Consider the following 14,304-nt stretch of genomic DNA (forward strand, 5'->3'; position numbering starts at 1 on the left):
GTCACATAATAGAACCAGTGATTATAAACGTGGGCCACGCCATGACGCGGGTGGACAAGATATGCGCTAAGAGTGATAAAGAAATGATATGAGAAATGGATCATAAAGTGGAAATATGTGCCATCTACGATATTGAAGATTTATTTGCAATAGCGCATAATGAGAGAACTGGAGAGGAGAAGTGCTGATGGCTGATCTAGCGCGAGATCCGAGACAAATTGGAAACCTGATCCGACGAGCCCGGAAGAAGCAAGGTTGGAGTCAAACGCAACTCGGTAGGCTAGCCGGACTGCGGCAGGAGACGATTTCGCTGATCGAGACAGGGAATCCGTCGACGACACTGGAGACGATCTTGAGCGTGCTGGCCGCGCTTGACCTGGAGTTTAGGGCAATGCCGCGATCCAAAAGTCGGGCTTCCGATATTGAGGAGATCTTCTGATGCCGCGCCGCCGCACCCATGCGCCTCTGCTCGTACTCCTCAATAACCGGCGGGTCGGCGAGTTGAGCAAGGCGGCCACTGGCGCGATCGATTTCCGGTATGAGCCAGAATGGCTAGCATGGGAGCATGCGCTGCCGGTTTCGTTGTCGCTGCCGTTGCGGGAAGATCCCTACAGAGGCGAAGCAGTCACGGCCGCGTTCGATAATCTGCTGCCGGATTCCGATGCGCTGCGCCGGCGCGTGGCCGAACGAGTTGGTGCAGACGGAACGGATGCGTATAGTCTTCTAGCCGCCATCGGTAGGGATTGCGTCGGGGCACTGCAATTCATCGGAGTTGAGGATGAATATGAGGGCGACGGTGCCATCAAGGGAGAATCTGTCAATGAAGCAGCCATTGAGCGGTTGCTGCAGGGGCTGGCACAGGCGCCGCTCGGCTTGAGTCGGGCCGAGGATTTCCGTATTTCGGTGGCTGGCGTGCAGGAAAAAACCGCGCTGCTTCGGCACAAGGGCCGGTGGTGGAAGCCTTCAGGCACCACGCCGACCACACATATTTTCAAGAAACAGATCGGTCTATTGCCGAACGGCCTTAACCTGTCGGACAGCGTCGAGAATGAATTCTACTGCCTGAAGCTGGGAGCGGCTTTCGGGCTGCCGGTCAACAAGGCGGAGATTCACGACTACAACGAGACCCGAGCTCTAGTCATTGAGCGGTTCGACCGGCGGTGGACAAAGGACGGGCGCCTGCTGCGCCTGCCGCAGGAGGATTGCTGCCAGGCGCTATCTGTGCCGCCGACGAGGAAATATCAAAGCGAAGGCGGGCCTGGGTTGGTGAAGATCCTGGAATTATTGAAAGGCAGTGATACTCCAGTTGCCGACCGGGCGACCGTCTTTAAAGCACAGATGTTCTTCTGGCTGATCGGCGCCACGGACGGGCATGCGAAGAACTTCAGTATTTTTCTAGGCCCGGGGGGGACATATCACCTGACGCCGCTCTACGACGTGCTGACCGCACAACCAAGTCTCGATGCGGGACAGATCGATCGGAAACAGATGAAGCTCTCCATGTCGGTTGGCACAAATTGCCACTACAGAATCAGTGAGATCCGCGGACGACATTTCGTGCAGACCGGGAAGGCGGCAGGCCTGGCGGAATCTGTTGTCCGTGCGGTGCTCGCGGAGATAGCGGATTCGGCGGAGAAGGCTCTGCAAAAAGTCGAAAGCGCATTACCCCAGGGGTTCCCCGCGTCGATCCATGCATCGGTCAGCAGGGGCGTGAAGAACCGCATTGACTTGCTTGCCGTCGGGGCTGGAGGGAAAAAATAAGCCTTTCGGCAGGAGGAGAGTGGCCATCTTGATTCTCCGCCGGTAGGATTAGACTTGGTTATCATGCCGGGGTCGCTTCATGAGGATCCTCTTCTTGATCGTCCTGCTTCTTGTTCCCCGCGGGGTGGAGGCCGAATATCTCGGTAATCTCTCGGCCGACCCCTTCGATCCGGACTCGACTGCAAACCCCTTCGGCGCCGGCAACCCCTTCGATCCCGACAGCGTCAACAATCCCTTTGGACCCTATGGCAGTCCATTCAGCAACCAATCAGCGACCAATCCCTTCGCCACCGACTCGCCCCGGCTCTATGACCGGGAAGGGAATTACCACGGCAAGCTGAGCGCGAACCCGTTTGATCCGGATTCCACGAGTAATCCATTTGGTCAGTACGGGTCTCCCTTTTCTCCTGACTCCATGAACAATCAATTCGGCGCGGGGAATCCGTATCGGGCTGATTCCCCAAATAATCCTTATGGCAAGGGGTGGAGCATCGAGGGTAAGTAAGCGATGATGGCATGGAAGATTGGTTCGCAGGCCCGCTGGAAAGACAGCGGAGAACGCGTATGCGACCCTTTATAGTTGATGGGTGGTGTCCTTCCCGGCAGGTGTTTCGACGAAACGGTCTCGGCGTTGGGAAAAGCCTATCTGAGTTGGTGTGCCGGAATATCAGGAAAGAATAAGATGTTGAGTGTGGGCACGACCTAGGGGACCAACAGCCGATCCGACGAGCCTTCCCTGACCTCTGAATAAGCAGGGGCAACATGAAAAAGACCGTCAATGGCCAACGGGTGTACTCTCCGAGCGATCTCGTCCGCTACCTCGCCTCGCCCTTCGCTTCCTGGATGGATCGCTATTACCTTGAGAATCCAGACGCCGTCACGCCCGATGAAGATAGTGAGGAGGGCCGGCTGATTGCACAAACTGGACAAGAACATGAGCGGACGGTTCTTGCGGAATTGAAAAGCGCCCCTGCCGGAGTCGTCGAAATTTCGACGAAGAACTCAGCGACCGCACGCCAGGAAACACTCTCCGCGATTGAATCCAAATCCGCGGTGATTTATCAGGCTGCCTTACATAGCGGCCAGTTCGCCGGCTATGCCGACTTCCTTATGCTGGACGCAGGCGGACGGTACCAAGTTTGGGATACCAAGCTGGCGAAGTCTCCGAGACCCTATTACGCCATTCAACTGTGCTGTTATGCAGAGATGCTCGCCGATGTGATTCAAGCACCGGTCTCCGACCGGTTCGGAATCATTCTTGGGACAAAGGAACGGCTTGAACATCGGCTTGAAGACTTCGTCCACTATTATCGGCACATCAAAAGATCGTTCCTCGAGATGCAGGAAGCTTTCACTGGCCGTCTGGCGGACCGTCCGGAACCGCTCCCCCGCGCAGATCACTACCAATGGACGACTCATGCCGAGAAGTTTTTCGAGGAGTCCGATCATCTCGTCCGGATCGCGAACATCACGACGGGCCAGATCAAGAAGCTGAACAAAGCCGGCATCACGACGATGGCCCAATTGGCACAGGCGACCGGGCTCACGATTCCAAGGCTCAACCAAGATACTTTCGAAAAGCTGGTCGCTCAAGCGCGCCTCCAATGCGGGACGATGGCTGATCGCACCACGAGCGCCGATGCTCCGCCCCGATATGAGGTATTGTCGCACATAAGAAACAACGGAGAGCTCGTCGGGCTTGCGGCGCTTCCAGCAGACGATCCTGCCGATGTGTTTTTCGATATGGAGGGATATCCGTTGGCAGCTGGTGGGCTGGAATACCTCTTCGGCGTCTGCCAGTGGAATCCCTCAACGCGCTCAGACAAATTTAAGGACTGGTGGGCGCATGACAGGGACGAAGAAAAGAGGGCCTTCGAAGGGCTTATCGATTGGGTCTATGCCCAATGGAAGAGCCATCCGCGCATGCATATCTACCATTACGCCGATTATGAAGTGAGTGCGGTGAGACGGCTCAGCACGCGCCACGACACACGCCAAGACGAGGTGGACGAGTTGTTGCGGAACGAAGTCTTTGTGGATCTCTTCCGGATCGTCCGGCAAGGGCTGATCATTGGGGAAGATAGTTACTCCATCAAATCGGTTGAGCTGTTGTATCGGTCAAAGCGGGAGACGAGGGTGGCCACCGCGGCAGATTCAATCGTTCAATACTACCGTTGGATGGAGAGTCAAGAATCACGAGACTGGAACAAGAGTCCTATCCTCAAAGGCATCAGGGACTATAACGAGGTTGATTGTCAGTCCACGGCGCAGTTGGCTCGCTGGTTGAGAACCGTCGCGAAGGAACACCAGATTGACGCAGCGCTTCAGCATTCGGTCGCACCGCAGACGGAAGAACGCGAATTGCCACCGGAAGTCATAGCCCGGCTAGCTACGTCCAAACAACTTCGGAATAGCGGGGACAGCGCATCGGTGGTGCTCGGTGATGTGATCGATTTTCACCGACGCGAGCAGAAGCCGATGTGGTGGCGAATGTTCGATCGAGCCGCTGCCATGCCGGAAGAACGACGAGATGATCCGGGTTGTATCGAAGGGATTACAGCGCAGGGATCGTGTGAGAATGAGAAGCAATCACTCATCCAAACTTACAGCTTTGATCCATCCCAGGAGTGCAAGTTGGCCGGTGACGACAAGGTCCGATTCACACACAATCTTGACGCCACCTTTACGCTCTCAGAGATCGATGCCTCGGCGGGGCGACTGAGGTTGAAAATTGGCAGGAAGAGCTTGGATGCCAAATGTGCCGGAACGTTCCCCGCGCAAGGTGCTTTGCTTGCGGATGAATTCGTCTCACCGGCTGGAATTCCAGATGCGCTGACAGCCGTCGCGGCTGGGCACTTGTCGGGGCACCTCCATCCACCAGTCGCTGCGCTGTTAGACCGTCGCCCACCGGCCAGGTCGATGCAAGTGGCCGGGGAGCCAACCATCGATGCCGCTATTCGGGTCGCTGGCTTGATGTCGGGAGGCTGTCTGGTCATACAAGGTCCGCCAGGAACAGGAAAGACGTATGCAGCCGCCAGGGTGATCAGTGCGCTGCTTGCCACCAATAGGAAAGTTGGCATTGCGTCGAACAGCCACAAGGCGATCGTCAATTTGATGGAGGAGTGCGGCCAGGCGGAACGCGAGAGGAGACGAGATATCCAAGGGATCAAAGTCGGCGGTGACCAAGATCTGCGCTTCTTGGAAGCCAATCCGCGTATAGATTATGTCGGCAGCTCTAATGACGCGCGATCGGCATATACAGGAGGTGTCGTAGGCGGAACAGCGTGGCTGTTTAGTCGGCCGGAATGGGAGGGTGTTCTGGACTTTCTCTTCATCGACGAAGCGGGGCAGGTGGCGCTGGCCAATGCCATCGCGATGGCGAGATGCGCCAAGAACCTCGTCCTGCTGGGTGATCAGATGCAGTTAGAGCAACCGATCCAGGGTGCACATCCCGGTGATGCCGGCCTGTCCGTGCTGCAGTATGCCCTCAAAGACACAGTAGCCAGCGGACCAGACTCCCCTGTGTTCCATGCCGTGGTGCCTCCGGATTACGGCCTGTTCTTGGGTGAATCTCGCCGCATGCACCCCTCCGTCTGCCGCTTCATCTCTGAAAGCATGTACGAGGGACGCCTCTACTCCCATCCCGACTGTTCTCGTCAGCGGATCGAATTGCGGCCAGGCAATGAGCGCCTCATCAAGAAAGAGAACGGCATTGTCTTCAGCCCGGTCGAGCATGATGGGAACACCCAGCAGAGTGATGAGGAACTCGCGCGCGTGAAGGCGATCTTCAACGAGCTGCTCGGTCGTTCGTATACCGATAAAGAAGGCAAAACTAGGTCGTTGGCTCTTGAAGATTTTCTCTTCATCGCGCCCTACAACGCCCAGGTCCGGGCGCTCAAGACCACCCTTCCGCAAGGCGCACGGGTGGGGAGTGTGGACAAATTCCAGGGGCAGGAAGCGCCGGTCTGCATCCTGTCGCTCTGTTCGAGTTACGGCGAATACGGCTCCAGAGGATTGGGTTTCATTCTAGATCGTAACAGAGTCAATGTTGCCATATCGCGCGCCCAGTGCATGGCTGTCGTTGTGGCCGATCCTCGGATTGCTCGTGCTATCCCAAGCTCGCTGGATGAAATGATGTTGATCAATCTGTTCTGCAAATTAGCCGAGTATTCAGAGGCCCGGCCATGAGTGTACCTGGATGAAAGAGCCAGTAAAAACATGTCCTATTCTGGCTGCCTCGCTATCGCTTCCGGTAGATCTCCCCTTCCGAAAGGATTGCTTTCTTCAAGAGACATAGGTATTCCTTTCCGCCAAGATGACCCGAAGTCTTGAAGGCTAGAGTAGTCGATGAACATCTTCCAAACCCATTCCAGCATCGTTTCTGACTATGCCAGCTACATCAGCAGCTTCATCAAGATTTCCGATCCGGACATACAAAGAGTCGTCGAGGCAGAGTTAGTCCGCGGCAAGCTCTGGCCCGAGCCGTTACTCCAGTTCAATCCCTCCTTCGAAATCGTCGGCAACATCGATCATATTGCGGGGACCGAGGGGCTTCATCCCGATATCCGTCACATCTTCAGCAACTTCAAGCTCTATCGTCACCAGATTGACGCGATGCGACTGGGCTTAGCGGGAAAAGACTTCGTCGTTACATCGGGGACAGGATCTGGTAAATCGCTCACGTACATTGGCTCAATCTTCAACTACATCCTCTCCACCCCCGGGACTAAGGGGGTCGCGGCAGTCGTTGTCTATCCGATGAACGCCCTCATCAATTCACAGTTTGAGGAGTTCACGCGTTACCAAAAGAATTTCGAGGAAGCAACCGGGAAACAATTTCCCATCTCGTTCGGCCAATACACGGGCCAAGAGAAGGAAGACGCCCGCACAAAGATGCGGGAAGAACCGCCGCAAATTCTGCTGACCAACTACATGATGTTGGAACTTCTCTTGACTCGCGTGCGGGAGCGTTCGATCCGAGACGGCATCTATCAGAATCTCCGGTTCTTAGTCTTCGATGAACTGCACACCTATCGCGGCCGCCAGGGATCGGATGTGGCTCTCCTCATTCGGCGGATTCGGTCCCACTGCAGCAGGCCAGTCGTGTGCATCGGAACATCTGCAACCATGGTGTCTGCTGGAACCCCAGCCGCAAAACGAGCCGAGGTGGCAACAGTTGCCACGAAGCTCTTCGGGAAACCATTTACCTCTGAGCAGATTGTCATTGAAACACTGGATAGGTCTTGCTCGTTCAACGGAACGGTACCAGGCTCAAGAGAATTGGCCGCAGCTCTTCAGGCGATCCTTCCATCCGAAACCGATCTGCAAGGGCTGAAAGACAATCCGGTAGCCATCTGGCTTGAAAACCGAATGGCTCTGGATGTGCAAGACGGAGAGTTAGTGCGGGGGAAGCCACGTCGAATCTCCGAGATTGTCGTGTTGCTTTCTCAGGAATCAGGAGTTCCTGTGGACTCCTGTCGCCGATTTCTCGAACAGCTCCTGCAATCGATCAGCGCAGCCAATAAGCGACTCCGAGATGCTGGGATCATCTATACGTTGTTGCCATTCAAGCTGCACCAATTCATCTCCCAGACTGGGTCTGTGTATACGACCTTGGATCAGGACGAAAACCGATTCATCACGCTGGAGCCAGGCATCTATAAACAGGACGAGGACGACAAGAAGCCCATATTCCCTCTCGTCTTCAGCCGTGCGAGTGGTCATCCCTTCATTTGTGTATCACATACGGGCAACCGCCTAGAACCGCGAGAATTCCGCGAAAGTTCCGAAGATGACGACCAGGGAAACGACGGGTATGTGATTCCGGGAGAAGGCCTATGGGATCCCGCAGAGGACATCGACTTCTTGCCGGAATCCTGGCTTCGGTTAACCAAGTCGGGGCCCGTCCCGGATACAAAGAAGAAGCCGTATTTCCCCAGCAAGATCTATTTTGATGAATTTGGCAATTGCTCTGATACCACCCCGCTGAAATGGGAGGGGTGGTTCATGAAGGCCCCATTGCTCTTTGATCCGACCGCAGGGGTCTTCTACGACACAAAGACGAATGAAGGGACGAAGCTCACCAAGCTCGGAAGCGAGGGCCGAAGTACGTCAACAGCAATCACCGCCTTTTCAATTCTGAACCGGCTGGCAGACGCCGACATACGACCAGAAGACCAAAAACTTTTGAGCTTCACGGACAATCGCCAAGACGCCGCGTTGCAAGCTGGTCATTTCAATGACTTTGTGCAAGTCGTTCGCCTGCGAGCCGGTATCCATAAGGCCCTTGTCCAAGCCCCGTCCGGATCGCTCAACTACGCGAACATCGGTGAAGCTGTTCGCAAGGCATTGGGATTACCTTTTGTTGATTTTGCCAACAAGAATGAGGAGCCGGTGCTCGCACCTGTGCGGCGAAACTATGAACAGTCCTTCCAAGATTATTTGTTGTACCGAGCCATTGCAGATCTGCGTCGAAGCTGGCGAATTGTGCTCCCCAATCTGGAGCAATGTGGCCTCCTCAATGTCGAGTACGCCGATCTCGATGAAATAGCAGCTACCGAAGAGTTTTGGAAAGACACACCCTTATTGGGCGACGTGAAGACAGAGGATCGCAAAGAACTCGTGGCGACGGTCCTCGATTTCTTCCGGTTGGAGTTTGCCATCCAGAGCGAGAATTATCTGACCCAATCGCGCATCAAGGAAAACGAAAAGCAGTTCCGTGAGCTATTGCGCCCACCGTGGACGTTAGATCGTAACGAGCAGCTTCGTGAGCCATTCGCAATCCGTCTCGATCCGCTTCACAGAAGCGCCAGGGTCTTTTCAAAAAGCATGGGGCCGGCAAGCTCACTCGGAAAATTCATCAAGCTCTATGTGAAGCAGAAGGCGCTCCATATTCCCCTCAAGGGGCAGCAGTATCGAGATGCGATTCTTCAGATCATGGGCAAGCTGGAACAGGCGGATTATCTGAAGTCGCAAATCGCCAAATCCGAGAACAACGAGGATGTCCCTATCTATCGTCTCCGATTGGAGAAGATCATCTGGAAGCGAGGCGACGGCACGGTCAAAAGCGACGTGATTAAGCAGCGGGCCTATAAAGATCAAGCGCCTAAGCCGAACAAATTCTTCCGGGCGCTCTATCAGCGTGATTTTGCCACGGTGAAGCGACTTCGAGGAGAAGATCACACGGGCCAGCTCGGCACGGATCTTCGAATCGAGCGTGAGGGACTGTTCAGAGAGGGGAAGATCAGTGCCCTCTTTTGTTCCCCCACGATGGAGCTGGGGATTGATATTCGTAACTTGAACGTCGTGCATATGCGCAATGCACCGCCTAACCCATCGAATTATGCGCAACGTTCTGGGCGAGCGGGGCGAAGTGGGCAGGCCGCCTTGATATTCACCTATTGCTCCACCTACTCGCCGCACGATCGGCATTATTTCAATGAGCAGGAAGCGCTTGTGGCAGGAGAGGTCCTGGCACCACGCCTCGACCTATGTAATCGGGAACTTCTGGAGTCACACCTGAATGCCTTGGTGGTATCCGAAATCGGATTGCCCGGTCTTGACTCAACGGGAGACACCAATCCCTCTCTGATGCGTCTGGTCACAGATGATAATGACAGGATGCCATTGTCGCCCGGTGTCCGGGCTGGTCTGACCGTTTCACCGGCCACATTCGACCGTCTCAAGAATGGCTTTAAGCGAGCGATTGGAGAGTTAGAAGGACCTCTGAAGGAGACGACCTGGTACACGGACCAGTGGATAGAGCAAAACCTCGCAAAGATAGCAGACCATCTCGACAAGTCGCTGGATCGATGGCGCGCGCTCTATCGTTCGGCTCGGACCATACTCACGCGTGCGACCCAAAAACTCGAAAGCGGGACGCTGACCATCGCCAGTGAGGAGTACCGCAAATACAAACGCAATCTCGATCAGGCCACGCGCCAGTTAGACCTTCTTCGGAATGATCTTTCCGGGAAAGCGTCCGAACTCTCCGAGTTCTACCCCTATCGCTATTTGGCCTCGGAGGGATTTCTCCCCGGCTACAATTTCACTCGGTTGCCCCTGCGCGTCTTCCTGCCGACCAGCGATTCGTCAGGCGAATTTGTGTCTCGTCCGCGCCCAATCGCGCTCAGGGAGTTCGGGCCCCAGAACATCATCTATCACAACGGCCGCAAGTATCGAGTGTGTCAGCTCGTGGTGCAGGATGCAGAATCGGCGCTGACCGAAGCGAAGCTCAGTACCAAGGCCGGGTATTTTCTCACGATGGATCAAAAAGATTTGGAGATTTGTCCATTCTCGGGTCTCAATCTTGGGGATAATGCCAACAAGACCCACCTGCATCATCTCCTAGAGATGACTGAGTCCCGCGCAGAAGAAATCGACCGAATCTCATGTGAAGAAGAGGAGCGGCTATCCAGAGGCTATGAGATCGAAACCTATTTTTCGGTCGATGCAGGACATCTCGAACGGGTCAAGAAAGCCGTCGCGCAATCGAGCGAGACCAATTTACTGAACCTCCGATACATCCCGGCGGCCCGGCTCGTTCATGTGAATTACAAATGGCGTTCCCAGACTTCGGATGGATTTCCGATCGGCCTCGTATCTGGAGACTGGCGGAGCTCGATACCGGCCAACAACAGCAATACCAATGAAAACTTCAAGTCGGTCAAGCTCTGGACCTCCAATCTCGCCGATGCCTTGCATATTGAACCGATCCAGCCACTGGGCCTCAAGGCAGAAGGGGTCATTACCCTGCAGCATGCGCTCAAGCGCGCGATCGAATCGGTCTTCCAGGTCGAATCGCGGGAAGTGGGTGTCGTCACGGTTGGTGATCCTGATGCTCCGAATATTCTCCTCTACGAAGCATCGGAAGGCAGTCTCGGAATCCTGTCGCAATTTGTGGAAGATGTGAACGTTTTCCATAGGGTGATCCGTGAAGCGATTGCCCTCTGCCGGTATCATGATCCCGCGTATAAGGGGCCCGCGTCCTATAGCGATCTGCTCAGCTACTACAACCAGCGTGACCACAAGATCATCGACCGGCATCTCATCAAGGATGCGCTGCACAAGCTCCTGATCTGCACCATCGAGATTCAGGCCAATCTGAACTATAGGAACTATGAAGACCACTACCAGGCACTCCTCCGGGCGTTCGACCCGAGCTCAACAACCGAACGGAAGTTCCTGGAGCATCTGTATACGAACGGGCTCCGGTTGCCCGACGCGGCCCAGAGGCGAGTCGACGGGATCTATGTTCAGCCGGATTTCTACTATGAGCCGCGTATCTGGATCTTCTGCGACGGGACTCCCCATGATGAACCGGATGTGAAAGCCAGGGATGAAGAACAGCGCCAGGCGATTATCGCGAAGGGTGATGAAGTCTGGGTCTACTACTACAAGGACAATTTGGCTGAGAAGGTGGCCGCTCGTCCGGATATCTTCAAGAAAGTACGATGACAGTCGCGTTTCAACCGGGAAAATTGATTACGCTCCGTGGACGCACCTGGATCGTCCTCCCATCGGAAGACCCCGATCTCCTGGTCGTGAAACCGCTCGGGGGATCCGAAGAGGAGATTGCAGGAATTTATTTGCCCTTGGGCGTCGAAAGCGACCGACCAGCGGATGCCACGTTCCGCCCACCGGCCAAGGAAGATCTCGGGGATATCAGCACCGCGCGGTTGCTGTATGACTCCGCTCGCCTGGCCTTCCGCAACGGAGCTGGCCCATTTCGCTCCCTGGCCAAGCTCTCCTTCCGACCACGTTCGTATCAGATGGTTCCCCTCATCATGGCCCTCCGGCAGGAATCAGTGCGGCTGATGGTGGCCGATGACGTGGGTGTCGGGAAGACAGTCGAAGCGCTCGTGGTGGTAAAGGAACTCCTCGAACGTCGGAAGATCACACGCTTTGCCGTCGTCTGCTTACCGCACCTGTGCGACCAATGGCAGGCCGAAATCCGCGACAAGCTGGATCTCGAAGCGGTGATTATCCGTTCGAACACGCAGGCACGACTGGACCGGCAGATCCAAGGCGACATGAGCGTCTATGACTATTACCCCTACCAGGTCATCAGCATCGACTTTATCAAGTCAGACACCAGACGGGATGTGTTCATCGAACAATGCCCTGAACTTGTCATCGTCGATGAAGCCCACACCTGCGCACGACCTGCCGGCGCTTCGGCAAGTCAGCAACAGCGCTACCATCTCGTCAGTCGGATCGCCAGAAAGCCGAAGCAACAACTGATTCTGCTCACGGCGACCCCCCACAGTGGAAAACCGGAGGAGTTTCATTCGCTCCTCGGCCTCTTGAAGCCTGAATTCGAAGAGATCGATCTTCCCGCTTCGACCCAGACACAACGGCGAGATCTCGCGAAATATTTTGTCCAGCGGAAGCGGGCCGACGTTGAGAGATGGATGGGCGAGAACACGCCGTTTCCGAAGCGGGAAGCGTTCGAATGGCCCTACGATCTCTCTCGGGGATACAGTCGGTTCTTTGAGCAGATCCTCGACTTTGCCAAGAAGCTGGTCTCGCCTGATGAGGACAAAGATGGAAAGCGTCGAGTGCAATATTGGACGGCACTGGCTCTCCTCCGCGGGGTCATGTCGAGCCCGGCCGCCGGCATCGAAATGCTGAATACCCGTCTCGACGATCTTGGACCTGGAGCAGGAGACGAGGCTAAGACAGTCAGTCTTCTCGATTACGCCTCCGGGGAGAACCCAGTCCGCGACACGGAATTTGGGTCTGATGGAGACAGCACCCCGCAACAAGTCGTGGAGCACAATGAGTGGACCGCCACTCAGCGGCAACAACTGCGCGCCTTTTCAGACCAGCTTAGCGGGCTCTCGAATTTGAAAGATGACCAGAAGCTCGCGTCGGCAGAACTCATTCTAGGCGAATGGCTGGGAAAGGGGATCAGCCCGGTCGTCTTCTGCCGCTACATTAAGACGGCGGACTATGTGGGGGAGAAACTGGCCCCTGCGGTGAAGGCGAAATTCCCCAAGCTCGATCTGCAAGTCATCACCAGTGAACTACCGGACGATCTGCGCAAGCAACGAATCGAAGAGATGGGCAAATCCAGCCTTCGTGTGCTGATTGCCACAGACTGCCTGAGCGAGGGGATCAACCTCCAGCAACATTTTACCGGGGTCCTGCACTACGATTTGCCCTGGAACCCCAATCGGCTGGAACAGCGAGAAGGACGCGTCGATCGATTCGGCCAGACGGCAAAGGAAGTAAAAGCCTGTCTACTGTACGGGGCAGATAATCCCATCGATGGCATCGTATTGGATGTGTTGCTGAGAAAGGTCCGAGAGATCAAGCGCGCAACCGGTATCAACGTCCCCTTCCCGGAGGATTCGCAAAGTATCATTGATACGATCACCCAAGCCCTCCTGCTCAATCCGGACCGGAAGATTGCCCGCCACCGCGATAAGAATCAGATTGAGTTCAGTTTCGACGAGTTCGACGAAGCCGCCAAGTCAAAAGCACAGGTGACCCGCAAGGTCGACGAAGCTGCTGAGCGCGAAAAGGTCTCCCGCAGCATCTTTGCACAAAACGCCATCAAGGCCGAAGAGATCGAAACGGACCTGCGAGAGGTGGACGAAGCGATCGGGGATCCCAAAGCAGTCGAGGAATTCGTGACCGCTACGTTGGACAATCTCCTAGGCGTGCAGGTGATCAAGGATGCGAAGGGTTACCGCATTGTGATGGGGAACATGCCGCCTCAGCTTCGGGAAGCGTTGCCCACCGGCGATCCGGTCAAAGTAAGTTTCGAGTCGCCGACCCCGGAAGGCTATCGCTACCTAGGCCGCAACAACCGCTTTGTCGAGCAATTGTGCCAGTTGGTGATGGGCAACACGTTGTCGCGAATGGATAAACGGGCGGCGCGGGCGGCCGTCATCCGAACGAACCAGGTTGAGACGAAAACGACGCTCTTGCTGTTCCGCTGTCGGAACGTGATCGAGCAACAGAAAGGCCGGCATCAAATCGTCGCGGAAGAGATGCTCCTCTGGGGCTGGCGCGGAACACCGCAGCAAAAGGAATTCCTCGACCATGGCCAGGCCAAAGCGCTACTCGCCGCGGCGAGGGCCACATCGGAACTCACGGTCCAGGCTCGGGCGGGTTTTCTCGAAAATGAATTGAAGTTGCTGGAGACGCTGCAGGCGGACTTTTCTACGGTCGCAGAACAGCAGTCGAAGAAACTGGTGCAGGCTCACGAGCGGTTCAGCTCGCTCATGGATGCCCAGCGGTTTCAGGTCGTGTATCCGGTCCTGCCCATGGATCTCCTCGGCATGTACATCCTCTTGCCCGACGGAGCATCGGCCTAATCGAGGGGATATGCAGGCTCCATGAACTATCCCAGCATCCGCATCGAAGGAGCGATCCTTTCACCAGACCTCCTTGATCGGCTCGACGACATCGCCGGACAGCGTCCCAGCGATTTTGCATTCGACGGGTCGGTCAAGGTGAAGGACGAGATCGCCCGGGCCTGGGCCGACGCGCAGGACTATTGGCGGATCTTCCAACGCAAGCTCGAAACCCTGA

General features: G+C 55.7%; 5 protein-coding genes. All 5 read left to right on the plus strand.

All coding sequences use genetic code 11. From position 1 onward, the window contains the following. The first annotated feature begins 438 nt into the window (after positions 1–438). Complete coding sequence (locus tag P0111_03855) at positions 439–1,761, plus strand: type II toxin-antitoxin system HipA family toxin (GenBank protein ID MDF0643139.1); 1,323 nt, start codon at positions 439–441, stop codon at positions 1,759–1,761. Between the two features lie 94 nt (positions 1,762–1,855). After that, positions 1,856–2,266 carry a hypothetical protein gene (locus P0111_03860; protein ID MDF0643140.1) on the plus strand — a complete coding sequence of 137 codons (411 nt, stop codon included), beginning with the start codon at positions 1,856–1,858 and terminating at the stop codon, positions 2,264–2,266. A 257-nt stretch (positions 2,267–2,523) separates the two neighbouring features. Then, on the plus strand, positions 2,524–5,949 hold the full coding sequence (locus P0111_03865) for a TM0106 family RecB-like putative nuclease (GenBank protein MDF0643141.1): 3,426 nt from the start codon (positions 2,524–2,526) through the stop codon (positions 5,947–5,949). A 159-nt stretch (positions 5,950–6,108) separates the two neighbouring features. Next, entirely contained in the window at positions 6,109–11,217 is a 5,109-nt protein-coding gene (locus P0111_03870) for a DEAD/DEAH box helicase (GenBank protein ID MDF0643142.1), read from the plus strand. Beyond that, positions 11,214–14,087: a helicase-related protein gene (locus tag P0111_03875; GenBank protein ID MDF0643143.1), complete on the plus strand. Its 2,874-nt coding sequence runs from the start codon at positions 11,214–11,216 to the stop codon at positions 14,085–14,087. The genes P0111_03870 and P0111_03875 overlap by 4 nt, the downstream gene beginning before the upstream one ends. Positions 14,088–14,304: the final 217 nt, after the last annotated feature.

The sequence above is a fragment of the Nitrospira sp. genome (assembly GCA_029194535.1).
Taxonomy (GTDB): Bacteria; Nitrospirota; Nitrospiria; order Nitrospirales; family Nitrospiraceae; genus Nitrospira_C.